Origin of the sequence: Comamonas sp., assembly GCF_036643215.1 — a bacterium.
GTDB lineage: Bacteria > Pseudomonadota > Gammaproteobacteria > Burkholderiales > Burkholderiaceae_C > Comamonas.
Genome location: NZ_JAVXSJ010000013.1, coordinates 106,183 through 130,809 on the forward strand (window position 1 = coordinate 106,183; position 24,627 = coordinate 130,809).

Annotated in this window: 26 protein-coding genes; 15 read left to right on the top strand and 11 right to left on the bottom strand. The window is 60.3% G+C overall.

Annotated elements, in window-relative coordinates; all coding sequences use genetic code 11:
* Positions 1-85: 85 nt before the first annotated feature.
* The gene (locus RSF91_RS11060; RefSeq protein WP_332568463.1) at positions 86-697 is read right to left on the bottom strand and encodes a toxin; all 612 of its coding nucleotides are present in this window, start codon (positions 695-697) and stop codon (positions 86-88) included.
* Positions 687-1,148 carry a winged helix-turn-helix transcriptional regulator gene (locus RSF91_RS11065; protein WP_332568464.1) on the bottom strand — a complete coding sequence of 154 codons (462 nt, stop codon included), beginning with the start codon at positions 1,146-1,148 and terminating at the stop codon, positions 687-689. The genes RSF91_RS11060 and RSF91_RS11065 overlap by 11 nt, the downstream gene beginning before the upstream one ends.
* A 100-nt stretch (positions 1,149-1,248) precedes the next feature.
* Here RSF91_RS11065 and RSF91_RS11070 point away from each other — a divergent pair, with 100 nt between their 5' ends.
* Positions 1,249-2,496 (top strand): MFS transporter, encoded by a 1,248-nt coding sequence (locus tag RSF91_RS11070; RefSeq protein WP_332568465.1) that lies wholly within the window; start codon positions 1,249-1,251, stop codon positions 2,494-2,496.
* Here the strand turns inward: RSF91_RS11070 and RSF91_RS11075 are convergent.
* Positions 2,441-3,082, bottom strand: coding sequence for a DUF6630 family protein (locus RSF91_RS11075; RefSeq protein WP_332568466.1), 642 nt, complete (start codon positions 3,080-3,082; stop codon positions 2,441-2,443). The two genes, RSF91_RS11070 and RSF91_RS11075, sit on opposite strands and share 56 nt — an antisense overlap.
* Positions 3,083-3,297: 215 nt before the next feature.
* Here RSF91_RS11075 and RSF91_RS11080 point away from each other — a divergent pair, with 215 nt between their 5' ends.
* From RSF91_RS11080 to RSF91_RS11130, 11 genes are all read left to right on the top strand, one after another.
* Positions 3,298-4,821, top strand: a complete 1,524-nt coding sequence (locus RSF91_RS11080) for a CoA-acylating methylmalonate-semialdehyde dehydrogenase (protein WP_332568467.1) — start codon at positions 3,298-3,300, stop codon at positions 4,819-4,821.
* Between the two features lie 117 nt (positions 4,822-4,938).
* Positions 4,939-5,337 (top strand): lysozyme inhibitor LprI family protein, encoded by a 399-nt coding sequence (locus RSF91_RS11085; RefSeq protein WP_332568468.1) that lies wholly within the window; start codon positions 4,939-4,941, stop codon positions 5,335-5,337.
* A 76-nt stretch (positions 5,338-5,413) separates the two neighbouring features.
* Positions 5,414-6,580, top strand: a complete 1,167-nt coding sequence (locus tag RSF91_RS11090) for an acyl-CoA dehydrogenase family protein (RefSeq protein WP_332568469.1) — start codon at positions 5,414-5,416, stop codon at positions 6,578-6,580.
* Positions 6,581-6,608: 28 nt separating this feature from the next.
* Entirely contained in the window at positions 6,609-7,100 is a 492-nt protein-coding gene (locus tag RSF91_RS11095; protein ID WP_332568470.1) for a TfoX/Sxy family protein, read from the top strand.
* A 19-nt stretch (positions 7,101-7,119) separates the two neighbouring features.
* The gene (locus RSF91_RS11100; protein WP_332568471.1) at positions 7,120-7,545 is read left to right on the top strand and encodes a DUF488 domain-containing protein; all 426 of its coding nucleotides are present in this window, start codon (positions 7,120-7,122) and stop codon (positions 7,543-7,545) included.
* 67 nt (positions 7,546-7,612) lie between these two features.
* On the top strand, positions 7,613-8,509 hold the full coding sequence (gene mmsB / locus RSF91_RS11105) for a 3-hydroxyisobutyrate dehydrogenase (RefSeq protein ID WP_332568472.1): 897 nt from the start codon (positions 7,613-7,615) through the stop codon (positions 8,507-8,509).
* Positions 8,510-8,513: 4 nt separating this feature from the next.
* Positions 8,514-8,846: a cupin domain-containing protein gene (locus RSF91_RS11110; protein ID WP_332568473.1), complete on the top strand. Its 333-nt coding sequence runs from the start codon at positions 8,514-8,516 to the stop codon at positions 8,844-8,846.
* Between the two features lie 228 nt (positions 8,847-9,074).
* Positions 9,075-10,166 (top strand): saccharopine dehydrogenase family protein, encoded by a 1,092-nt coding sequence (locus tag RSF91_RS11115; RefSeq protein WP_332568474.1) that lies wholly within the window; start codon positions 9,075-9,077, stop codon positions 10,164-10,166.
* A 20-nt stretch (positions 10,167-10,186) separates the two neighbouring features.
* Complete coding sequence (gene amaB, locus RSF91_RS11120; RefSeq protein ID WP_332568475.1) at positions 10,187-11,701, top strand: L-piperidine-6-carboxylate dehydrogenase; 1,515 nt, start codon at positions 10,187-10,189, stop codon at positions 11,699-11,701.
* Between the two features lie 20 nt (positions 11,702-11,721).
* Entirely contained in the window at positions 11,722-12,213 is a 492-nt protein-coding gene (locus tag RSF91_RS11125; protein ID WP_332568476.1) for a hypothetical protein, read from the top strand.
* Positions 12,214-12,338: 125 nt separating this feature from the next.
* Entirely contained in the window at positions 12,339-12,674 is a 336-nt protein-coding gene (locus RSF91_RS11130; protein WP_332568477.1) for a cupin domain-containing protein, read from the top strand.
* Positions 12,675-12,681: 7 nt separating this feature from the next.
* On the opposite strand, the gene RSF91_RS11135 is transcribed toward RSF91_RS11130, so the two are convergent.
* Both RSF91_RS11135 and RSF91_RS11140 read right to left on the bottom strand, forming a co-directional pair.
* Positions 12,682-13,455 carry a hypothetical protein gene (locus RSF91_RS11135; protein WP_332568478.1) on the bottom strand — a complete coding sequence of 258 codons (774 nt, stop codon included), beginning with the start codon at positions 13,453-13,455 and terminating at the stop codon, positions 12,682-12,684.
* A gap of 103 nt (positions 13,456-13,558) precedes the next feature.
* On the bottom strand, positions 13,559-15,049 hold the full coding sequence (locus RSF91_RS11140) for an aminotransferase-like domain-containing protein (protein ID WP_332568479.1): 1,491 nt from the start codon (positions 15,047-15,049) through the stop codon (positions 13,559-13,561).
* 134 nt (positions 15,050-15,183) lie between these two features.
* Here RSF91_RS11140 and RSF91_RS11145 point away from each other — a divergent pair, with 134 nt between their 5' ends.
* Positions 15,184-15,801 (top strand): LysE family translocator, encoded by a 618-nt coding sequence (locus RSF91_RS11145; protein WP_332568480.1) that lies wholly within the window; start codon positions 15,184-15,186, stop codon positions 15,799-15,801.
* Here RSF91_RS11145 and mnmH read toward each other — a convergent pair whose 3' ends face one another.
* The 3 genes from mnmH to RSF91_RS11160 form a co-directional block, all read right to left on the bottom strand.
* Positions 15,802-16,854, bottom strand: coding sequence for a tRNA 2-selenouridine(34) synthase MnmH (gene mnmH, locus RSF91_RS11150; protein ID WP_332568481.1), 1,053 nt, complete (start codon positions 16,852-16,854; stop codon positions 15,802-15,804).
* Positions 16,855-17,255: 401 nt separating this feature from the next.
* Positions 17,256-18,608 carry an alanine/glycine:cation symporter family protein gene (locus tag RSF91_RS11155; RefSeq protein ID WP_332568482.1) on the bottom strand — a complete coding sequence of 451 codons (1,353 nt, stop codon included), beginning with the start codon at positions 18,606-18,608 and terminating at the stop codon, positions 17,256-17,258.
* Positions 18,609-18,869: 261 nt separating this feature from the next.
* The gene (locus tag RSF91_RS11160) at positions 18,870-19,421 is read right to left on the bottom strand and encodes a retropepsin-like aspartic protease family protein (RefSeq protein WP_332568483.1); all 552 of its coding nucleotides are present in this window, start codon (positions 19,419-19,421) and stop codon (positions 18,870-18,872) included.
* Positions 19,422-19,566: 145 nt separating this feature from the next.
* On the opposite strand from RSF91_RS11160, the gene RSF91_RS11165 reads away from it, so the two are divergent.
* Positions 19,567-20,346: a DsbA family protein gene (locus tag RSF91_RS11165; protein WP_332568484.1), complete on the top strand. Its 780-nt coding sequence runs from the start codon at positions 19,567-19,569 to the stop codon at positions 20,344-20,346.
* Between the two features lie 197 nt (positions 20,347-20,543).
* Here the strand turns inward: RSF91_RS11165 and icd are convergent, their stop codons facing one another.
* Positions 20,544-21,806 (bottom strand): NADP-dependent isocitrate dehydrogenase, encoded by a 1,263-nt coding sequence (icd, locus tag RSF91_RS11170; RefSeq protein ID WP_332568485.1) that lies wholly within the window; start codon positions 21,804-21,806, stop codon positions 20,544-20,546.
* Between the two features lie 351 nt (positions 21,807-22,157).
* Here icd and RSF91_RS11175 point away from each other — a divergent pair, with 351 nt between their 5' ends.
* Positions 22,158-22,682 carry a DUF192 domain-containing protein gene (locus tag RSF91_RS11175; RefSeq protein WP_442878841.1) on the top strand — a complete coding sequence of 175 codons (525 nt, stop codon included), beginning with the start codon at positions 22,158-22,160 and terminating at the stop codon, positions 22,680-22,682.
* A gap of 321 nt (positions 22,683-23,003) precedes the next feature.
* Here the strand turns inward: RSF91_RS11175 and blaOXA are convergent, their stop codons facing one another.
* Together blaOXA and RSF91_RS11185 are read right to left on the bottom strand one after the other, a co-directional pair.
* Positions 23,004-23,789, bottom strand: coding sequence for a class D beta-lactamase (gene blaOXA, locus RSF91_RS11180; RefSeq protein ID WP_442878843.1), 786 nt, complete (start codon positions 23,787-23,789; stop codon positions 23,004-23,006).
* 377 nt (positions 23,790-24,166) lie between these two features.
* Positions 24,167-24,627 (bottom strand): NADP-dependent isocitrate dehydrogenase (locus RSF91_RS11185; protein WP_332568487.1); only part of this gene is annotated, 461 nt, incomplete at its 5' end.

Below are 24,627 nucleotides of genomic sequence, written 5' to 3' on the forward strand. Positions count from 1 at the left end.
CAGCTATCACTTTTGATAGTGCATTGCCGCATTTTAAAGAGACAACCCAAGGCGACACAGCCATACGCAGTCCGCCCTGCCCCGATCAGCATTCGGGCTTGTTCTTCGCACCTGCTGCGGGCCTCTGTGATTCCAGCCATTGCCGGGTCTGCTGCGGCGTGCGGAACTCCAGCCACTGCGCCTGCGCAAACTGCCCACTGGCGCGCAAGTCGCGGTATTTGCGCTGGTTTTTGGCAAAGGTCTGGCACGACCACAGCAAGATGGAGTCTCTGGAGAAAAACGCGCTGCGCCAGCTCTCGCGGTTGCCGTGAAACAGCTGCGTGCCCAGCACGGCGCGGCGAATGGTGCGCCACAGCACGCGTGAAAATACCGTCCAGCGCCCGTAGTTAAGCCACACGACATGCGTGGCACGCGGCCACAGCTGATCGCGCACCACGCTGTAATTGCCATCCATCACCCAGCGCTGGCCTGCTGCAGCCTGTGCAGCGCCACGGACAAACTGTTCGGTCGGCGCAGGCTTCCAGCCAGGCCCCCAGTGCAGTTGATCCAGCTCGGTATGGTTCAGCCCCAAAACCTCAGCCAGATCCGACGCAAACGTGGTTTTGCCCGCGCCACTGGTGCCGATGACCACCACGCGCATAACGAGGGAAACATTGCTAGCGACAGCGCCCGAGTCAGCCCTCAAGTCAGGTTTCATCGGCTGAATCCAGCTTGCGCACCCACGTCTGAGCGGGACGTAACTCATGGCCTTGCGTATCCAGCACGCGCAGGGGCGGCACGGGCTGGCCGGTGGCTTTGTCCAGCAGCAGCGAATGCGCCTCGCCCGGTTTGAACAGATTTCCTTCGCCCCACTGGCGCAATGCCAGCACCACGGGGAACAGGCTTTCGCCGCGCGGCGTGAGCACATAGGCCTGATAGGCCGAGCCTTCGGCAGCGGCTTCGGTTTGCAGAACGCCAGCATCCACCAGCTTTTTCAGGCGGTCCGAGAGGATGTTGCGCGCCACGCCCAGGCTGCGCTGAAAGTCACTGAAGCGGCGCATGCCGTCAAAAGCATCGCGCACGATGAGCAGAGACCAGCGGTCGCCAATCAGATCGACCGACCGTGCCACAGGACAAGGCTGGTCATTCACGGGTTCAGCAGTGGTCATGGTTCTCCTTGAAAGCGCTGGCAAGTCATTCTAGTTTCATTTCAAAACCAAATAAATTAACATTTATCTGGTTTTGTTTTAAAACCAGAAAGACCACGCCATGCCCGCCAACACTTGCTCTGCTTCAGCAAGCCCCGCCCCCGAGCTGCCTTCTGGCCTGATGCTGCTGTTTGCCACCGCCAGCGGGCTGAGCGTGGCCAATGTCTATTACGCCCAGCCTTTGCTGGAGGCGCTGGCCAGCGACTTTCAGATACCGCTGGCCACCGTGGGCGGCGTGGTCAGCGCCGCACAAATCGGCTGTGCACTGGCGCTGTTGCTGCTGGTGCCTCTGGGTGATCTGCTGGAGCGGCGACGTCTGATGCAGCTGCAACTGCTAGCGCTGGTGGCAGCGCTGCTACTGGTGTCGGAGGCTGCAGCGCCTTCTGCACTGCTGACGGGCATGCTGCTGGTCGGCCTGCTGGGCACAGCCATGACACAAGGGCTGATTGCCTATGCCGCCAGCGCCGCAGCGCCCCATGAACAAGGCCGCGTTGTGGGGGCTGCGCAAAGCGGCGTCTTTGTCGGCCTGCTGCTGGCGCGGGTCTTTGCCGGGGCCGTGAGCGACATGGCTGGATGGCGCGGTGTTTATCAGTGCTCCGCCTTTCTGATGCTGTGCATGGCGCTATTGTTATGGAAGCGTTTGCCAGTACTACCACCCTCGCCCACCGCCGCCAGCGGGCTGCGTTATCGCGACTTGATCGCATCCATGTTCACGCTGCTGCGCCAGGAGCGCCTGCTGCAGATACGTGGTCTGCTGGCTCTGCTGATGTTTGCGGCCTTCAACATCTTCTGGAGCGCCCTGGTACTACCGCTGAGTGCCGCGCCGTTTCACTTTTCGCGCACGGCCGTCGGTGCATTCGGGCTGGTGGGCGTGATCGGCGCACTGATGGCTGCGCGCGCCGGGCACTGGGCTGATCGCGGTCATGCCCAGCGCACCAGTTGCGCCGCACTGATTTTGTTGCTGCTGGCCTGGGGGCCGCTATCGCTGCTGCACACCTCGCTGGGTGCCTTGATGCTGGGCATTGTTTTGCTGGACCTGGGCGGCCAAGCCTTGCATGTGACCAACCAGAGCATGATTTTGCGAGCCCGGCCCGAGGCCAGTGGCCGCCTGATCGGCCTCTATATGCTGTTTTACGCTGCAGGCAGCGGTCTGGGGGCCATCGCCAGCACCATGGCTTACGCCCGCGCGGGCTGGCAAGGCGTGTGCCAGCTGGGGGCTGCTGTGAGTCTGCTGGCCTTGTCGTTTTGGTGTTTTACGCGACATCAAACTGCATCAGTTTCTGACCCACGCGCTCAGCCAGCACCTTGATGGCATCCACTCGCTCCAGCGGTAGCAGCATTAGCGGGTAGCTGTCACTATCGATGTCCATGCACACCAAGGCGAGTCCCTTGCTGCGCAGCCAGATAGCTGCTTTGCCCAGCGCATCCTCACCTGCCATCTCGCTGGCGGCGTCATCTGCCATCAGGTCGTCAAAGACCAGGCCCAGCTCCTTGACGGTGCGCAGCTGTGACAGACTGGAAATCAGCTCATCCAGGTCTAGGCGCCAGTCCAGCTCAACATTCTGTTCACGCCGCTGCAGACCATCGACCAGCGCCAGCCAAGCGCTGACTTCCTGCGGCGAATCGATGCCCCGCTGCGTCAAATCGTTGGCAAAGCGCGAGAAATACTGGTCGGACTGAATCAGCGCCAGTTGTACCTCGGCACCAAGCCTGTCCATTTGCTCGGGCATGAGGATCTGGGCCAAAGCATCGCTGAGCGCCTTCCAGTCGCCTGGCCGTGCAGGCATAGGAGCTTCTGCCAGCTGTGTGAGGGGCGTAGCCACCAATGCACCGGCGCTTGTGGATTGCGGAGCAACAGTACCCAGCTTTTGCCGAATCCAGTTCATCAGACCCATGTTCAATCCTTGAAACCGTGACGCAGGCAGTATGCCGCAGGCCGACTGGAGCGGGCTGGAGCGGGCTGGAGCGGGCTGGAGCGGGCTGGAGCGGGCTGGCGAACGTAGCGGATGATTGTGCACATTTGCACACCCTATGTGCACCAAATCCTATTGCCTGAGCAAAACCGCACACATACCATGGGGAGCAAATTCACCACCAACGGAGACATTTCATGAACGCACCCACTTCCGCCAAGGTATTGGCGCCTACGGTCAAGCTGCTCATCAATGGGCAGATGGTCGAATCCAAAACCACCCAGTGGCGCGATGTGGTCAACCCTGCAACGCAGGAAGTGCTGGCGCGTGTGCCGTTTGCCACGCCCGATGAAGTCAACGCTGCTGTAGCCAATGCCAAGCAGGCCTTCAAAACCTGGCGCAAGACACCTATCGGTGCACGTGCCCGCGTCTTCTTGAAGCTGCAGCAGCTGATTCGTGAAAACATGAAGGAACTGGCCGCCATCCTGACTGCCGAGCAAGGCAAGACCCTGCCCGATGCAGAGGGCGATGTCTTCCGCGGCCTGGAAGTGGTGGAGCACGCCGCCAGCATAGGCAACCTGCAACTGGGCGAGCTGGCCAACAACGTGGCCAATGGCGTCGACACCTATACGCTGAACCAGCCGCTGGGCGTGTGCGCGGGCATCACCCCCTTCAACTTCCCGGCGATGATTCCGCTGTGGATGTTCCCCATGGCCATCGCCACGGGCAACACCTTTGTGCTCAAGCCCTCCGAGCAAGACCCCATGGTCACCATGCGCCTGTGCGAGCTGGCGCTGGAGGCCGGCGTGCCCCCCGGCGTGCTCAACGTCATTCATGGTGGCGAGGATGTGGTCAACGCCATCTGCGATCACCCTGATATCAAGGCCATCAGCTTTGTGGGTTCGACCAAGGTCGGCACCCATGTCTACAACCGCGCCTCGCTCAACGGCAAGCGCGTGCAATGCATGATGGGCGCCAAGAACCACGCAATCGTCATGCCTGATGCGAACAAAGAGCAGTCGCTCAACGCCCTGCTGGGCGCGGCGTTTGGCGCGGCAGGCCAGCGCTGCATGGCAGTTTCAGTGGCCGTGCTGGTAGGCGATGCGCAGAAGTGGATTCCCGATCTGGTGGCCAAGTCCAAGACCCTCAAGGTCAGCGGCGGCACCGAGGCGGGCACCGATGTGGGCCCGGTCGTTTCCTGCGCAGCCCTGTCGCGTGTAGAAAGCCTGATCGAGCGCGGCATTGCCGATGGCGCGGTGCTGGAGCTGGATGGCCGCAAGCCCCAGGTGACCGGTTACGACAAGGGCAACTTTGTCGGCCCCACCGTTTTCAGCGGCGTCAAACCCGGCATGAGCATCTACGAGCAGGAAATCTTCGGCCCCGTGCTCTGCCTTGTAGCCGCAGACGATATCGATCAGGCCATTGAGTTCATCAACGCCAACCCTAACGGCAACGGCACAGCCATCTTCACGCAGTCAGGCGCAGCTGCGCGCCGCTTCCAGGAAGATATCGACGTGGGCCAGGTCGGCATCAATGTGCCGATTCCTGTGCCCGTGCCCCTGTTCTCCTTCACCGGCAGCCGCGCTTCCAAGCTCGGCGATCTGGGCCCCTACGGCAAGCAGGTGGTGATGTTCTATACGCAGACCAAGACGATTACAGCGCGCTGGTTTGATGACTCGACTACCAGCCACGGTGTGAACACCACCATTAGCTTGAAGTGACCCCCTGAGGCGTTGCACGCCTTCCCCCCTCTCTCGCTTCGCGGGAGAGGGGGAGCGCCGGTTTTCAGCCTCTTAAACCAAGCGAGCAACACATTTTGCGTATGTCATAGTGAGCGCATGAGAAACCTATGGATACCAATACAGTTTAATGCTCTCGCGCTCGCTTTTTTGCTGCTGCCAAGCACCTCCAACGCTCAGGCGGGCGGTGACTGCGTGGTAGGCGGAACCGTGCAGCAGACCAATGCCTGCGCCATCAAAAATTTCCAAGAAGCCGATACCGACAGTCAGATTCTCTACGGTGATGTGATGCGATCCCTGTCCGCCCATGAACGCCCCGCCCTACGCAAAGAACAAAACGAATGGAGCCGCCAGCGCGTGACCCAGTGCAAGCAAAGCACCAAGGCGTTTGAAGCACAGGCCGACTGGCCCAGCCGCTATCACGGCTGTCTGGTGCAGCAGATCAAGGCCCGCGATGCGGTGCTCAAGCGCTGGCTGCATCTGGGGCCACCTGACTGAAGAATGCAAATTTGATAGCTGCCAGCGCATATCCAGCAAGCGCCAGAGACACATAAAACAATAAAGGAGACATTCCATGGACTTTGAACTCAGCCAAGACCAGCGCGCCTTTGCCGATACCGCCCGCGCCTTTGCGCAGGCTGAACTGGCCCCGCACGCCGCTCAGTGGGATGCCGAAGGCATCTTCCCCCGCGAAGCCATTGCCAAGGCGGGCGAACTGGGCTTTTGCGGCCTGTATGCGCCTGAAAATGCGGGGGGTCTGGCCCTGCCCCGGCTCGATGCGACGCTAGTGTTTGAAGAAATGGCCGCCGTTGACCCATCCACCACCGCCTTCATCACCATCCACAACATGGCGACCTGGATGCTGGGCACCTGGGCCACAGATGCCGTGCGCGAACAATGGGGCGAGGCACTCACCAGCGGTCAGAAACTGGCCAGCTACGCCTTGACGGAGCCCGGAGCAGGCTCAGACGCCGCATCGCTCAAGACCCGGGCCGAGCTGGTCGGTAACGAATACATCCTCAACGGCAGCAAAGCCTTTATCAGCGGCGCAGGCAGCACCGACGTGCTGGTGCTGATGGCCAGAACCGGGGATGCAAGCTCTGGCGCGTCCGGGATTTCTGCCTTTGTCGTGCCCGCCAATGCCGAAGGCGTGAGCTACGGCAAAAAAGAAGAAAAAATGGGCTGGAACAGCCAACCCACGCGCGTCATCAACTTCGACAAGGTGCGCATTTCCGCCAATCATCTGCTGGGCCGGGAAGGCGAAGGCTTCAAGATCGCCATGAAGGGACTGGACGGCGGGCGCATCAACATCGCTACCTGCTCGGTCGGCGCAGCGCAAGGCGCGTTGACCCAGGCGCAAAGCTATATGCAAGAGCGCAAACAGTTCGGCAAGCCCATCGCCAGCTTTCAGGCCCTGCAGTTCAAGCTAGCCGATATGGCCACCGAACTGGTGGCCGCGCGGCAAATGGTGCGGCTGGCTGCAGCCAAGCTGGACGCAGGGGCCCGCGATGCATCCACCTATTGCGCCATGGCCAAGCGCTTTGCCACAGACGCTGGCTTTATGGTCTGCAATGAGGCGCTGCAACTGCACGGCGGCTACGGCTATCTGCGCGACTTTCCGCTGGAGCGACTGGTGCGCGACGCGCGCGTGCACCAGATTCTGGAAGGCACGAACGAGATCATGCGCGTCATCATCGCCCGCCGCATGCTGGATGGCGATGCGCCTGATGTGATTCGCTAAGCCACAAAATTAACCCAGACAACGCACCATGCCCGCCCGCCCGCTCTCCGACCAAAGCCTGCAGCTGATTCACGCCCTGCGTGAAAGTCTGGAGCAGGCGCTGGGCGGCATTGAACAGCTTGAAGAGCGCACGCTGTTTGGCAGCTACTGCTTTTTTGTGGATGGCAAGCTGTGCCTCGGCGTCAAGCACGAAGAACTGCTGGTGCGGCTGCCACCTGTACGGCACAGCGAATTTCTGGAGATGCAAGGCCTGCGCGAGCTGTCGCCGGGCGGCGGCATGCAGGGCTACTTCTGGATCAGCAGCGACGGCTATGCCAGCCGCGAACACTGGAATTTCTGGCTCCGTGAAGCGCTGGCCTACAACCCGCAGGCCAAGGCATCACCACGCAGAAAAAAGGCTTCTGCTACTGAAAAAGATAGCAGCCAGCGCACATCCAGCAATCGCAAGAGCACTAAAACGCTTGAAGTAGCAGATGCAGCCGAGACCCCGAAGAAGCATCCCATTTTTGACAGCGACTAAGCCCTGAAGGAAGCACGCCATGGCCATCCGCATTGTTCAGCTAGGCAGCGACCGCGCCCCCGACGAAGGCCTGCGCATAGGCACCGTGCGCCGCCCGCCGCGTGGCGTGCCCAAGACCGAATTTGCCAGCCGCAACTATTACGACTGCTGGTTGCCAGAACTCTCGCCCGAAGCAGAGCTGATGGCGCAGGCGCAAGAATCCGTCAAGCTGCGCGCCGCAGGCCAGACGACCGAGGCCGACAAGCTCTGGAAGCTGTTTGAAAAGCAGTTTCGCAAGCAACTGGCCGAACCTGCAACGGACCGCACACTGGGTCTGCTGGCGGCCCTGTCGCACAGCAGCGCGTTTTCCATAGGCTGCTATTGCGAGGCCGAATCGCAATGCCATCGCAGCATTCTGCGCAGCCTGCTGGTGGACAAAGGTGCCAGCCTGAAAAATCAAGGATAAACCACCGCAAACGCATACAGATCAAACGTAAGCAGCTATCAAATTCATAACGACAAGGAGACAGAGTATGCAAATCGCTTTTATCGGTCTGGGCAATATGGGCGCGCCCATGGCCATCAATCTGGCCAAGGCCGGCCACAGCGTCAAAGCTTTTGACCTGAGCCATGACGCCATTGCCAAAGTGGTCGCAGCGGGCGGCCAGGCGGCATCCTGCGCAGCCACTGCGGTGCAGGGGGCAGAGGTCGTCATCACCATGCTGCCCGCCAGCCAGCATGTGGAATCGCTGTTTCTGGGCAATGCCGATCAGCAAGGTCTGCTGGCACATATCACCAAGGGCACGCTGGTGATAGACAGCTCCACCATCGCCGCAGCCACCAGCCAGAAGGTGGCCAAGGCGGCTACGGCCTTGGGCATTGACTTTATGGACGCCCCCGTCTCCGGCGGCACAGGCGGCGCGATTGCGGGCACGTTGACCTTTATGGTCGGCGGCAGCGACGCACAACTGGCACGTGCCCAGCCGCTGCTGGAGAAAATGGGGGCCAACATCTTTCACGCCGGCGGCGTGGGTGCAGGCCAGACGGCCAAGATCTGCAACAACATGCTGCTGGGCATTTTGATGGTGGGCACCAGCGAAGCGATTGCGCTGGGCGTGGCCAACGGGCTGGACCCCAAGGTGCTGAGCGAAATCATGCGCCGCAGCTCTGGCGGCAACTGGGCGCTGGAAAAATACAACCCCTACCCCGGCGTGCATGAGAATGCACCGGCCAGCAAAGGCTATGCAGGCGGCTTTGGCACGGATTTGATGCTCAAGGACCTGGGCCTGGCACAGGACAACGCCACGGCCAACCGCGCCAGCACACCGCTGGGCGGCATGGCCCGCTCCATCTACGCTGCGCACAGTCTGGCCGGTCATGGCGGTGAAGACTTCTCCAGCGTCATCAAGATGCTGCAAAAAAAGGGCTGAAATCATGGCCCTGCCCCACGCTCAACCCGGTGTTCCTGTCGAAGTGCAACCCCATGGCGTTTTGCTGGGGAGCCAGAAGACCTGTGCGCTTTTCAAGTCCGAAGCCCTGGAAGTGATTCGTCTGGTGCTCATGGCAGGCAAGCGCCTGCCTGCGCATCAAACCCCTGGCGAGATGACGATTCAATGCCTGGAGGGCCGACTCATTGTCAGCGTGGGCGACAAGCGCCAGACGCTTTCGGCAGGGCAGTTGCTGTTTCTGCCGGCCAGGACTATGCATGAGGTCGAGGCTGAGCTCGATTCCTCAGCCTTGCTCACCATCGCTTTGCACGGTCACTAGCAGCACTGCACGACTCAACTCTCTGATTTTCAGTCTTTTCAGCTTCCAGCCCTTATTCATAAAGCGCTGAAAGCTATTCTTTTTGAAGATATCGGTCGCCATCAGGCTTCTCGTCCGCCCCTGCAAATCGGCTGCTGCTGACGCTTGTCTCCATGGTGCAAAACGCTGCCCTGTGTTTAAGATGGTCGCAGAGGAAATGACAGTTGCGTTGCTCTCAAGGAGTTATCCATGATGAAGCTGACCGAACAGAACATTCTCATCCTCGGCGCCGGCAAGATTGGCTCCACCATTGCCGATATGGCCGCCGAGCTGCATGGCGCCACCGTCACATTGGCGGATATGCGCCCCCCGCCTGCCAGCGGTGATGCGCAGATTCAGCCCTTGCAGCTGGATATTCAAGATGACGCAGCGCTGGCCGCTGCCCTGCAAAAACACACTCTGGTCATCAACGCCCTGCCCTTTTTCTGCGCCGCGCGCGTGGCTCAAGCTGCAGCGCAGCAAGGCGTGCACTACTTTGACCTGACCGAAGACGTGGCCGCCATGCGCACCATTCAGGCACTGGTGCCGCAGGCATCGTCCGTGCTGATGCCGCAGTGCGGGCTGGCCCCGGGGCTGATCGGCATTCTGGGCGGCCATCTGGCCCAGCAGTTTGATGAGCTGTACGACCTGCACCTGCGCGTGGGCGCTCTCACCCGTCACGCTACCAATGCGCTGCGCTACCACTTCACCTGGAGTGTGGATGGCGTCATCAACGAGTACTGCAAGCCCTGCAACACCATCGCCAACGGCCAGCAGGTCACCGTGCCGCCGCTTGAAAATGTGGAAACGCTGATTTTGGATGGAGAAAGCTTTGAGGCCTTCAACACCTCGGGCGGCCTTGGCACGCTGTGCGAGACGCTGCAAGGCCGCGTGCGCAACCTCAACTACAAAACCATACGCCACCCCGGCCACCGCGACGCCATGCACCTGCTGCTGCACGGCCTGCGCCTGATTGAGCGGCGCGACCTGCTGCGTGAAGTGCTGGAGGGTGCCGTGCCCCACAGCCGCGACGACATGGTGATCATCGCCGCCATGGCCAACGGCATGCGCGCCGGTCGGCTGGAGCAGCTGACCCACACCGCCCGCATCTTCGGCGGCCTGCTGCGCGGCAAGCAGCGCACCGCGATTGAGTTGACCACCGCCGCCGGAATGCTGGGCACAGTTGAGCTATTTGCCACCGGCCAGCTGCCGCAGCAAGGCTTTGTGCGGCAAGAGCAATGCACGCTGCCCGCCCTGCTGGCCACCCGCTCAGGCGCGTACTTTCAAAGCCTGCTCAGTTAAACCATTCACATCTCAAAGCCATGACCACCACCGCCGACCTTCAGACTGCACTAAGCCGCTGCGGCATTGATCTGCCCCGCTACAGCGGCAATGACATCACCGTGCATTCGCCCATTGATGGCACAGAGATTGCCAGACTGGCTGCCTTGCCCACGGCGCAAATGCCGCAGGTGATTGACCGTGCCACGCAGGCCTTTCAGCAATGGCGGCTGGTGCCCGCGCCCGTGCGTGGCGAGCTGGTGCGGCTGTGGGGCGAGGAGCTGCGCCGCGCCAAGGCAGATATCGGCCATGTGATCTCCTGCGAGGTCGGCAAGATCGTGCAGGAAGGTCTGGGCGAGGTACAGGAAGGCGTGGACATCTGCGAATTCGCCGTTGGCCTGTCGCGCCAGCTGCATGGCAAGACCATTGTTTCAGAGCGGCCCGGCCACCGCATCATGGAGCAGTACCACCCGCTGGGGCCGGTGGCGGTCATCACGGCCTTCAACTTCCCCAGCGCCGTGTTTGCCTGGAATGCCGCCATTGCGCTGGTCTGCGGCAACCCGGTGATCTTCAAGCCATCTGAAAAGGCGCCGCTGGCTGGCCTTTCCACCTTCAAGGCGCTGGAGCGTGCCATTGCGCAATTTGGCGACCGCGCACCCAACGGGCTGGCTCAAATTGTGCTAGGCGGCAGCGATGTGGCCGAGGCTCTGGTAGACAGTCCGCAAATCGCACTGGTTTCCGCCACGGGCTCCAGCCGCATGGGCCGCACCGTTGGCCCCAAGGTGGCGGCACGCTTTGGCAAGCGCATTCTGGAGCTGGGCGGCAACAACGCCATGGTGGTCACGCCCGCCGCTGATCTCGATCTGGCCGTGCGCGCCATCGTCTTCAGCGCCGTGGGCACGGCAGGTCAGCGCTGTACGACGCTGCGCCGGCTCATCGTGCACCGTGATATCAAACAGGCACTACTGGATAAACTGCTGCCCGCCTACCGCAGCCTGCGCATTGGCAACCCGCTGCAGGCGGGCACGCTGGTCGGCCCGCTGATTGACCGGGCTTCGTTTGAAGCCATGCAGCATTCCATTGAGCAAGCCCAGCAGCAAGGCGGGCAGTTGCTCGTCGGCGGCCAGCGCCAGCTGGAGCAAACCTTTCCCCAAGGCTTTTACGCCGCGCCCGCCATTGTGGACATGCCCGCGCAAACCGCCATCGTCCAGCACGAAACCTTTGCGCCTTTGCTCTATGTACTGAGCTATGGCGAGCTGGCGCAGGCCATTGCGCTGAACAACGATGTACCGCAGGGCCTGTCGTCCTGCATCTTTTCCAACGATCTGCGCGAGGTGGAGACATTTTTGAGTGCCGCAGGTTCTGACTGCGGCATGGCAAACGTCAACATCGGCCCCAGCGGTGCCGAAATTGGCGGAGCTTTTGGTGGCGAGAAAGAAACCGGCGGCGACCGCGAAAGCGGCTCGGATGCATGGAAGCAATACATGCGCCGCACCACCAACACCATCAACTATTCACGTGAGCTGCCACTGGCCCAGGGCATTCAGTTTGAGTGAGCGATACCAGGCCAGCACAGTTGGCTACTTACCAGACAATGCCAGCTCACCGCCTTTCCGAAATCCACCACAGCAACATCCAACGCACCATGGTCGTGCCACTCCTGCACCTCGGCAGTCATATTAAATTCATCGCCAGCCCAGCATTCCTGCTGGCACCTTTCAACATCTACGACCGGGAAGAGTCTCTTGGCCTTGAGCTGGCGGCCTATGACCCCAATGACCCAGAGCAGCTGCTGCAGTTGCTAGATATTCACTTCTTCCCGCTCTGGAATCAGGGCGCATGGACTGCAGCTCATAAAGTCGCACTGATCCATGCTCTGCATTCCGCCTTGCAAAACCCGCAGTACGACTTTGCAAGCCTTCTGGAAGATGACGATAACGACTGCTTTTATCTACCCGGCAGCTGGCACATTCAAAGCCCCAGACAGTTCTTTCTGAGCGCCCATGCCGCCATGCAGGCTCATTTGGACGAAGAATCCGATTGCACTCCACTCTCAGACGTTAATTGAAGTGATAAGCGATGAAGAGCGAAGATAAGGCCTAATTCCCTACAGCTTTGTCACCAAACTGTGATTGAACTTGCGCGCCGGGCAGTGGAGAATGTCTTATTACCGCTTTCGCCTCAGGTGCTGTCATGGACCACAAACACTCCACGCCCACCCACCAAGCTCTGGATGTCGCTCCGTTTGGAGCAAGGCTTTCAGCCGCTCACTCCAGCGTGCTCTTCAAGGCGGAAGATCTGGAAGTGATTCGTGTCGTGCTCCGCCACGGCCAGACCCTGCCGCCACATCGCGTTCCAGGCAGCGTCAGTCTGCAATGCCTTGAAGGCAGGCTTGAAGTGATGATCGGGCAGACAGTTCATGAGCTATCAGCCAAGCAGCTTATTCATCTGCCCGCAAACATGCCCCATGCGGTGCGTGCGCTGGAAGATTCGTCGGCCATTGCCACCATCGTTCTCTGCAGCGTCTGAAACTCTCTCAACGCACCGGTAAGAATTGCATGAATGGGCCCGCCACCAGCCCCTGCGCATAACCGATAACGGAGCGCCGGTAGCGCTCTGTGGTGTAGTTGGCAATCAAATCCAGGCGGCCAATAATCTTGCCCATTTCGCGCTCAAAGCTCAGGTTGCGAGAGTCTTCGCTCATCTGATTCGATAGCAGCAAGGGCTGACCCGTAGGCGCTTTGCGCGAGTTGAGAATCCAGTTGGCAATCTCCAGATTGCGCGCGGCGTTGAAGACATGCTGCGGGTCCAGCCCGTCGATCAGCGTAAAACTGGTGCGCCCGCCATGCGAGGTAATCATCATGTCAGCCGCCGCGTAGATAAAAGCGGCAACTCTGTCACCCTTGAATTCAGGCTGTAAAGCCAGCGACAGTGCCGCCACATCGCGCTTGTCTTGCAGCTCATGCCAGGGCTGGCGCTCCATGATGGCGATGCGCACATAGGTCATGGCCGCCTCACGGCTGGTGGCGGTCTTTTTCCATTCGGATGGGTTGCGGCGGTAGAGCTTGTCCATGATGACGAACAGGCTCTCCAGGTTCTGCTTCATGGACAGCGTGGCCATTCGGTTGCTGTCTGACTGCAGCAGCTCGCGGGAGTGAAAGCTCTCGCCCTCCACCTCGCCGTGATTGGTGGGGGCGCTGGAGCATGCGACCAAACCCAAGGCCAGCAGACCCGGCAACACGCTCACCCGCAGCATGCGACAAGCACTAAGGCTAGCGGCGTTGCGGGGTACAGCGGGGACTGAAGTCATGCTACAAACATAACAGCAGATGCCGCTCAATCAATCACGCCACAACCCTGTGATTGTTATCAATCGTGAATGCACGACAAGCACTTTGCGATAGCTTTAACGGCTATCGGCGCAACTGTTTGAGGATTTGCTCCAACATCTTCCACGGCGCCACATGGTCAGCCATGGCCACGGGCACGCGCAGCATGCGGCTGGTGGCTTGCTGGGGTGAAAACAGCACGCCCGGCGCCAGCAGCAGGTTGCTCAGCGCCGCCTGCCGCGCCAGCACCTCGGTGTCCACACCGCAATCCACCCATGCAAACGTGCCGGCCACGGGCTCATGCTCGGCATAGCAGCCAATGGCTTCCAGCTTGCGCAGGCAGCGAATGCGCGCTCGGTCCACACGCTCGCGCAGGCGGTCAACATGCTTGCGGTACGAACCGTCGGCAAGAATATGGTGAACGATTTGCTCGGCGGGCAGCGATGAGGTCAGGCCCGACAGCAGCTTCATGTCCGTGAGGCGATGCACATAGTCGGGCTTGGCTGCGATATAGCCCACGCGCAGGCCTCCCGACAAGGTCTTGGAATACCCGCCCACCAAGATCACGCGCTGTAGCCTGTCCATGGCCGCCAGCCGCAGCGGCATGGCACCCAGAAAATCGGCGTAGGTATCGTCTTCGACCAACAGAAAATCATGGCGCTCAGCAATGCGCAGCACCTCATGGGCCACACCGGCAGACAGGCTCAAGCCCGTGGGGTTGTGCACGGCCGTGTTGAGGATGAAAAGCCTGGGTTTGTGGGCCTGCGCCAGCGACTCCAGCGCTACCACATCGGGGCCACCGGGCAGGCGCGGCACGCCAACGACGTTGACGCCCATGTATTTCAGCCGCCCGAAGATCAAAAACCACGCCGGGTCTTCCACCAGCACGGTATCGCCGGGGCGCAGAAAGCAGCGCACGATCAGATCCAGCCCCTGCGTGACGCCGCCCACGGTCATCAGATGAGTCTCAGGGTGGGCTGGCACTTCCTGGGCCTGCAGGTAAGACGCAATATGCTGGCGCAGCGGCACAAAGCCCTGCGGCACGCCATAGCTGAGCAGGCTTTGCTCGGCCCGCGAGCCCTGGCGCGTAATGGCGCGCATTGCGCCGGTAATCAGTCCCTGATCCATCCAGCTGCCCGGCAGGCAACCGGCATTGGTCGTGCCATCTCCGCTCTCGCGAAAAATGCCTCTGAGCAGATAGGCGGTATCAAACTCAACCACCTGCGGCGATGCGGATTTCTCTGGCACTGCAGGTGCCGTCACCGAGCGCTGGGCCGCCACATAAAAGCCGCTGCCTCGGCGCGACACAATCAAGCCCTGCGCAGCCAGCCTGTCATAGGCCTGCACGACGGTATCGCGGCTTACGCCTGCGCTCTCTGCCAGCGCCCGTACGGAGGGAAGACGCACACCGGCCCGCAAGCCGTGATTGCGCACCAGCGCCCCGAAATGCTCAACCAGTTGCTCGGCCAGCCCTATGGAGCTTGCGCGCATGGGCTGCCAGCCCAGACTGACGGAGGCGGATAAGGCTGTGGTGGCTAAAGCCGTTGCCGCAGGTTCTGATTTGGAATCAAGCATGGATGAAGCCTTCAACTGTCAGGGTTGCACAAGCAGGCCAGCTCAACAACTGGCATGGCAAAGTGTACCGCTACTGTACTGATTTCACCGCTTAGCATTGAACACACTCACCGCTTCAACGCAAAGCCACCACCATGCCAATGCTGCCCGAATCCCTGTCGTTTGTACTGCCACTGGCCATGTTTGCCTTTGTCAGTTCCGTCACGCCCGGCCCCAACAATGTAATGCTCACCGCCTCCGGTGCCACCTTTGGCTACCGCCGCAGCATGCCCCACATGCTGGGCATCTGTATGGGCGTGGTCATCATGGTGCTGCTGATTGGCGCAGGCCTGGGCAAGCTGTTCGAGGCCGAGCCGCGCATCTACACCCTGCTCAAATATGTGGGTGCGGCCTATCTTGTGTGGCTGGCCTGGAAGATTGCACGCGCTGGCGGCGTGGATCAGGGGCAGTCTGGCAAGCACCCCTTCAGCTTCTGGCAGGCGGCGGCGTTTCAGTGGGTCAACCCCAAGGCCTGGATCATGGCCATTGGCATTGTTGCCACCTATACGCCCCGCGATGGTTTCTTTAGCAACCTTATGCTGTCAGCACTGGTCATGGGGGTCATCAACTTCCCCAGCATCAGCGTCTGGACTCTGTTTGGCAGCACCGTAGGCCGCGCACTACGCACACCGCAGGCGCTGCGAACCTTTAACGGCGTGATGGCAGGCCTGCTGCTGCTGTCACTGGTGCCGATTTTTATGGAACCGGCCTGATCAAGACTCCAGCGCCACGACTTGCTGCGCCAGCTGTTGAATGGCGGCGTCAGACAGGTCATCGGTCTCCAGCACTTTGCGCACGGGCCACTGGTCAAAATGATTGGACTGGGAACGCTCGTAATGCGGGTCGTAGTGGCGCAGCATCAGCTCCTCAAACAAGGGCGATAGCTCTTTGGTACGCGCCCATTCCTGCCAGCGGTTGATCACGACATTGCCATGCAGCTCTTTGAGCCAGCCCAGCTTGTCGGCCAGCGCATCGGGCTCATCGCCCAGATACGCATAGTCGCGCAGCAGAAAGGACAGGCGTGCAGACTCAGTGGCACGCACCTCGATGACGGGTGCCTTGTGCAGGTGCGACACCAGCACCAGCGGCAGGCCAACACGGCCAATCTTGGCGCTCTCGCCTTCCAGATAGACGGGGCGGGACAGGTCAAACTGCTCAAGCTTTTCGGCAATCAGGGTCTCAAAGCGCTTCTGGCTGGGCTGCTCAATGCCGGGCAAGTTGCCCAGTAGCGATCCCTTGTGGCTGGCAAAGCCTTCCAGGTCAAGCACCTGCTCACCGCTTTCGGCCAGCGCATGCAACACACGGGTCTTGGCAGAGCCCGTTGCGCCGCACAGCACGCGCATCTGCAACTGGGGCACCAGCGTTTCAAGCTGCTCGATCACATGGCCGCGAAAAGACTTGTAGCCGCCGGCGAGTTGCTGCGCATCCCAGCCCACCAGACGCAGCCAGGTCACCATGGAACCACTGCGCAGGCCGCCGCGCCAGCAATAAACCAGCGGCTTCCAGTTGGCAGGCTTGTCGGCAAAGGTTTCGCGCAGGTGGCGCGCCAGATTGGCCGCGACATAGGCTGCGCCCAGGCGTTTGGCCTCAAACGGGCTGACTTGCTTGTAGATGGTGCCAATCTCGGCGCGCTCTGCATCGCTGAGCACAGGGCAGTTGATGGCACCGGGAATGTGATCCAGCGCAAACTCGCCGGGCGAACGGGCGTCAATCAGGGCTGCGTACTGGTTGCGTTCGGGAACGCGAACGGGCTGGCGATGGGACACGGCAGACTATCCATGGCTGCGCCCATGCGGCCTGCAGGCCGCGGGGCAATGGCGTGTGGTCGGGCAGAGGTCAGGCTGATGAAGGCAGTGATCGCGGGCGATCTGACTCGATGCTCGGCAACATGAAAAACCTGCGGCGACTGTCACACGACAGAGCGGCAGGCCACGAAGCCAGGGCGTGGATCGAGCCTCGATACGCACCACAGCCGCAAGCACCTTGTGAGCTGCAGCCATTCCCTGAAAACATGCATTTTCGCAGATGCAGCCGCCGCCATCAGCCAGCAGCGCCCAAAACCGCACAGGGCGCTGATGCTTGCACACCAGCGCCCTGTGAAAAGAGTTTTTACAGATAAATGGCCGCTAGCGCTTATCCATCAAGCGCGAGCAGCTATCAAAAGTGATTATTGATTTTCTTTGCGCGCAAAATATTCTCGGGTGAGCTGAACAATCACAGGCGAGAGCAGCAGCAAAGAGATCAGATTCGGAATCGCCATCAACGCATTCAGCGTATCGGCCACCAGCCATGCAAAGTCCAGCGTCGCCACGGCGCCCACAAAAGCGCTGATAGTCCAGAAGATGCGGAAAGGCTTTTCGCAGACGGTGCCAACCAGATAAGTCCAGCACTTTTCACCGTAATAGGCCCAACCCAGAATGGTGGTGAAGGCAAACACAGACAGGCAAACGGCCAGCACATATTTGCCAATGCCCGGCATGGCGGCCTCAAAGCTCTGAGTAGACAGCACCGCACCCGTGGCACCCGAGTGCCAGACGCCGCTGACCACAATGGCCAGACCGGTCATGGTGCAGACGATGATGGTGTCGATGAACGTGCCCATCATGCCGACCAGACCCGAGAACACCGGGTCGCGCGTGGCACCTGCGGCCTGTGCAATACCGGCGGTGCCCAAGCCCGCTTCATTCGAGAAAATGCCGCGTGCCACACCCATGCGGATGGCCATCAGCACCGTCGATCCCAAAAAGCCGCCTGTCGCCGCCGTGGGGTTGAAGGCCTGCTCAAAGATCAGCGCAAAGGCCGCAGGAATGCGGTCCACATACACGCCCAGCACATACAGCACGCAAATCACATAGGCCACGCACATGGCGGGCACCAGCTTTTCAGCCACCGCACCAATGCGGGTGATGCCGCCCAGCACCACCGCGCCGGTCATCACGGCCAGCGCCACACCGGTCACCCAGTTTTCCAGACCAAAAGCGGTATGCATGGCCGATGCAATGCCGTTGGACTGCACCATGGAACCAATGCCAAAACCAGCCAGGCCGCCGAACAATGCAAACAGCGTGCCCAGCCACTTCCATTTGCGGCCCAGACCATTCTTGATGGCGTACATGGGGCCGCCAACCCACTGGCCGTGGTCGTTTTTCTCGCGATACTTCACTGCCAGCACAACTTCACCGTACTTGGTGGCCATGCCAAGCAGTGCAGTCATCCACATCCAGAACAAGGCGCCGGGACCGCCCACGGCAATCGCCGTGGCCACGCCGGCAATATTGCCCGTGCCCACCGTGGCAGACAGCGCCGTCATCAGCGCGGCATAGGGAGTGATGTCGCCGTCAGCCTTGTCGCCGGGGCGGCGGCTGCGCCAGATCATGCGAAAGCCACGCACGATATTGCGCAGCGGCATGAAGCCCAGTCGAATCTGAAGATAAAAGCCCGTGCCGAGAATCAGCACGATCATGGGAACGCCCCAGACAACGTCGTTGAGGGTCTTGAAGAGTTGGGTTAACCAGTCCATTGAGTGTCGTCCGCCGCACGCCATCTGGCGCGCAGTCCATTAAATGGCAACAGTCCCGGAACATGTCTTTCACTCATGAGCATGGCGGGCACACCAGCCACCGCAAACCGTGTAAGTCTGCGGCGTAGCGCACCTGTTCTGTTTGCCGGTTGGCAAAACGGCCTACTTTAATGCAGTAAGACAGGGCTTACAGGCAAAAACGGCCGGCCACCGTACAAACGTGAACTGCGTTGATTGCGGTGTCAATGGCTCTGCGCCCAGTTAGCGAGCCGACTTGCGCGGGCGCAGCAGCATTTCATCGCCGCTCATCTGCACATCAAAAAAACGTAGAAAGTTCTGGCCCAGCAGCGCATCGTCGCTATCGTCACCGGTGTAGCCCGTTCCCACGCGCACATCGCGCACACGCAGGCTGGCAATGCGTACCTCGTCCGCCACCACAATTCGGCCGTCGCGCTCGCCGTTGGCGGTGCGAAAGCGCACCTTCTCGCCACCCTCCAGCCCAGCACGGGCCGCCAGTACATCGGTCACGCTGACTGAAGATGCGCCGGTATCGACCAGAAAGGTCACGGCCTGATCGTTCACATAGCCTCTGACACGAAAGTGCCCATCCATACCGCGCTCAATGCGCACCGCCCCATCGGCCATGACTTTGGCCTGCGCGGGCTTCAAAAAATGCTGCATGGCCAGGTACATGCCCCCCATCACCACCAGCCAGAACAGCAAAAACAGAACAGTGCTGCGCCGGGCAACGGACTGCGGCGTGGGCTCAGGCTTCTGGGGCGAACGCGGTGGTGGCGTGACATTCATGCGCATAGATACAGATCAGGCAGGTGACGATGCGCCCATTTTGCCAAGTTCACAGTCAGGGTCATCATGCAGATGACAGCAATGCCTTTGGCACAGCCTTTACATTGAAGACTGTTCGTACTTTTGCAGGCCTGTGAAGGCTGCCCCACCCATGACTACATCCACCCCTGCCGCCTTGGTGTTGCACTATATTTTTGATCCGCTGTGCGGCTGGTGCTACGCCGCCGCCCCGCTGGTCAAAGCCGCGCGCGAAGTGCCCGGCATTCAGGTGCAATGGCACGCAGGCGGCATGCTGACGGGCGACCACACCCGCACCATCACCGCCGACTGGCGCGAAAAAGTCATGGCCAGCGACCAACGCATTGCCGAAATGACCGGCCAGCCCTTTGGCGATGCCTACTTCAACGGTCTGCTGAACGACATCGGCGCACCACTCGACTCCGAGCCGCCCACCACTGCCCTGCTGGCTGCTGAAGCGCTCGCAGGTAAAGGTCTGGAAATGTTGTCTGCCCAGCAAAAAGCCCATTACGTGGACGGCCGCCGCATCAGCGACCCCGCCGTACTGCGCGAACTGGCCGCCAGCATCGGTCTGGACAGCGCTGCCTATGACGCCGCCTACGCCGAACAAAGCGGCGCAGCCACCCATGAACACATTGCCGACAGCCGCCAGTGGCTGGGCATGGTTCAGGGTCAGGGCTTCCCCACTCTGGCGCTGGAGTTTGATCACCCCGAACAACCTGGCCAGCGCGCCGTGCAGCGCCTTGAACTGGGCGAATGGCTGGGCGATGTCGCGGGCTGGAAGCAACAACTGGCCGAATGGGTCGAGCAAATCGCCGCCCTCAACCCGCAGCAAGCCGGTGATGCTGACCCCAGCTGCGGCCCTGACGGCTGCGAGCTGCCCAGCGCTAAGATCCACCAACACAAGCCTTGATACGTCGTTGCTTCGCCTTGTCGTACCTGTTGTACCGCCTGCGGCTTCGCGCCTCGTCTCAACCGTAAACCGTCGGTTTACTGGGTCGTGTTCACGGCTCTAAAGCACCAAGTCCCAGAAACAAAAACAGCCCTCAAAAGGGCTGTTTTTGTTTTTGATACACACCGCTTAAAACCGGCGCGCAGCGCCTCAGGGGGTCAGTCCATCATGCTTATGACCACATCCCCAAATTTCGAGCACGACACCTGCGTCGCGCCATCCATCAGGCGGGCGAAGTCATAGGTCACATGCTTGCTCAAAATCGCTTTTTCCAGCGATTGCACGATCAGATCCGCCGCCTCGCGCCAGCCCATGTGGCGCAGCATCATCTCGGCGCACAAAATCATGGAGCCGGGGTTCACATAGTCCTTGCCCGCATAGCGCGGCGCTGTGCCGTGCGTGGCTTCAAAGCAGGCAATCGTCTCCGACATATTGGCGCCAGGCGCAATGCCGATGCCGCCCACCTGCGCGGCCAGCGCATCCGAGATGTAGTCACCGTTCAGGTTCAGCGTAGCCACCACCGAGTACTCGGCCGGGCGCATCAGAATCTGCTGCAAGAAGGCGTCGGTGATCGAATCCTTGATGATGATGTCTTTGCCCGTCTTCGGATTCTTGATGCGGCACATGGGGCCGCCATCCATCAGCTCAGCACCGAATTCGCGCTGCGCCAGCGCGTAGCCCCAGTCACGGAAAGCGCCTTCCGTGTACTTCATGATGTTGCCCTTGTGAACCAGAGTCACGCTGGGACGGTTGTGGTCAATCGCGTACTGAATCGCCTTGCGCACCAGTCGCTCCGTGCCCTCGCGCGACACGGGCTTGATGCCAATGCCCGAAGTCTCGGGAAAGCGAATCTTGCTGGAGCCCAGCTCCTTGGCCAGAAAGTCGATGAGCTTTTTCACCTTCTCGCTGCCCGCCGCGTACTCGATGCCCGCGTAAATGTCTTCCGAGTTCTCGCGGAAGATCACCATATTCGTCTTCTCAGGCTCCTTCAGCGGCGAAGGCACACCCTTGAAATACTGCACGGGGCGCAGACAGACATAAAGGTCCAGCTCCTGGCGCAGCGCCACGTTCAGCGAACGAATGCCACCGCCCACAGGCGTGGTCAACGGGCCTTTGATGGACACGGCGTAGTCGCGCACGGCGGCGACCGTCTCTTCAGGCAGCCACACATCGGGGCCATAGGTGCGCACAGCCTTCTCGCCCGCGAACACTTCCATCCACGCAATCTTGCGCTGGCTGCCATAGACCTTGGCCACGGCAGCATCGACCACCTTGCGCATCACCGGCGTCACATCGACACCGACGCCATCACCCTCAATAAAAGGAATGATGGGCTGGTCAGGAACGTTCAACGTCTTGTCCGCATTGACGGTGATCTTCTCGCCCTGGGGCGGAACCTGAATGTGCTGGGTCTGGCTCATGCTGTGAAATCTCCTGATCTTGAATACTGTGCGGCGGCGCACCTTGCTGGTGCTTGTCTTGACCTCGATTTTGGCATCTCTGCGCCAGCCTCCACCCAGATTGGTGCAGGAATCACGTTTTGAGAGCAAAGAGCAGGCATCACTTACCCGCCCCACTCAGTCAATCTTAAGAATAACCGTATAAAAACCGGTCATCGCACCGCTGCAAAAAATTGCTCAAACCCGCTTGAACCCAGCAGCCCACGGCCACAAAGCCTGCAAAATAGAAAGCGATGCAGGCTTTCCGTGCATGGCGCGTGAGAACATGTTTCTGCCTCTGGTTTTCGATCCCCTGTCTGGCATGCAAGGCTTATGAAGAACTCTCTCGACAAGACCTCTCCCCAACGCACTCAAAAAAGCGCCCGCGCCCGCTGGCTCGCTTTGGCATCGACTGCCCTGATCGCCCTTGCCAGTGTGAGCAGCATGACGCCCGCCATGGCCCGCGATGAAGGCCAGCCACAAATGAACCTGCGCCGTGTGGACCTGACCGCAGGCATGTACCGTATCGATACACAACTTGCCCAGACGCCCCAGCAGCGAGAGATAGGCCTCATGTTCCGCAAAGAGATGCCCCAGCAAGAAGGCATGCTCTTCATCTTCGACGTGCCCGGCGTGCAATGCTTCTGGATGCGCAACACCCTGCTGCCACTCACCGCCGCCTTTGTGGCCGACGACGGCACCATCGTCAACCTGGCCGACATGAAGCCCATGAGCGACGACTCCCACTGCTCGGCCAAGCCCGTGCGCTATGTGCTGGAAATGAATCAGGGCTGGTTTGCCAAGCGCGGCATACAGGCCGGCGCCAAGCTCAGCGGCGCACCGTTCAATCGCCAGTAACTCCTGATTTGATAGCTGCCAGCGCTTTTTTCGATTGGGCTTGGGGCTGATTTCATTCGAAATCCGCCTCGCCTCAGCGCGTCAAGCATCAAAGCGGACAGACTTGTGCTGATTCGGCTTGAAAGAATCAGTCGTCGCGGTGATATGTAAACGCTATGCCACCTGGCGTGGATTGACAGCGCTCGGCCGTAAGCTGACCTTCCTAATGCCCCCTCTCATGCTCGCTAGAGCGTCGCTTTGGAGCTTGCGAGCGGAGAGGCTAGAACCGCACTCAAGGGCGCTTCAAGACGCAGCCCAGGCCTGCGCGCCCCGAGCCAGAATCTATGGCGCAGTAGGTAGCGCGTTAATGGAGCGCAGAACGTCGCGCGTGATGCTCTGGCGCTTGGCAAGGTCGCCGAGCCGGTTTGGAGTGTCCATATTCAAGGCAAAGAACACGGGGCCGCTGGGCCACTCGACCCAGCCCACCCACCAGCCGATTTTTCCGGTCCATCCCGTTTTGGCGCGCAGTATCCAGTCAGGGCCCGCTTCATTGATCATCACATCCTTGACCAGCCTCTGGTGTTCGACTTGGAAAGGCAGTTGGTTGCGGTAAAGCCGCTGTAGGAACGCAATCTGCTCAAAGGATGAGATGGCAAGGTCGCCCTCCACCCAAAAGGGCTTGTCGCCTGTGGCAAGCGCATTGCCGTACCCGATCTTGCGCATATAGGCGGTCTCGCGTGCATCGCCGAGTTCCTTGGCGAAACGCTCATACACCCAGACGGTGGAATTTCGCATCGCTGAACGCAGGTTCTGGTCCGCGTTCCAAGCCGCCGTGGGTCGCTTCACACCATCCCACGGGATGACTTGAAATTCGTCACGCAGCAGCCCCGCATCTAGCGCGAATAGACTGTGTGGGATCTTGAAGGTAGAGGCTGGCGAGTAGCGCTGCTCGGCACGCGATACGTTGTAGACCAGGGTCGTTTCAGACTTGTCTCGGGCGTCGAGCACAACGATACCGCCCTGTGCATCGGCTTTTGTAAAAAACCGAGACCACTCGGCCATTTCTTGAAACTGCGGGCCAGCCACTGTGACTTGAGCAAACCCTGCGGCCAGGGCGGATAACACCAAATTTCGTCGATTCATGCGACGAGTTTAAAGGTCAAAGGAGCTCGTTTTGGGGTGGTTTGGATCTTGGCAGGACGCCTTGCGTTGAGGGCGAACGTCTCTTGTGGGTCGCCTACTGCCTTCCAAATCAAACAACAAAACAATCAACAAAACGACCAAGCAGGCCAACAGCCGCATCCACGGATGATCCATCCGTTTGGACCTACCAGCTTTGCCAGTTTTTATGCATCAAATACGCCTGTATCACTTACAAATAAAGCGCTAACAGCTATATATTCAATAGCAAAAATGCAAAAAAACCGGTGGCCTTTTCAGACTCACCGGCTTTTTGTAGCTTGCTTGCAGGCGAGGCCTGAGGCCCCGCACTGCAAAACTCACACTTACGCTGCTGCGATAGCGGCGTTGAAGGTGGCGCTGGGGCGCATCACGGCGTCCAGCTTGGCCACGTCGGGCATGTAGTAGCCGCCGATATCGACAGCCTTGCCTTGCACTTCCTTCATCTCGGCCACGATCTTGGCTTCGTTTTCGGTCAGTGTCTTGGCCAGAGTGGCGAACTTGGCAGCCAGTTCTGCGTCTTCGGTCTGAGCGGCCAGAGCCTGGGCCCAGTACAGAGCGATGTAGAACTGCGAGCCACGGTTATCCAGCTCACCAGTGCGGCGCGAAGGCGACTTGTCTTCATCCAGCAGCTTGCCAGTGGCTTCATCCAGAGTCTTGGCCAGCAGCTTGGCGCGGGCGTTGCCTTCCTTGATGCCCAGGTCTTCGAACGAGACGGCCAGGGCCAGGAATTCGCCCAGCGAATCCCAGCGCAGGTGGTTTTCTTCCACCAGTTGCTGCACGTGCT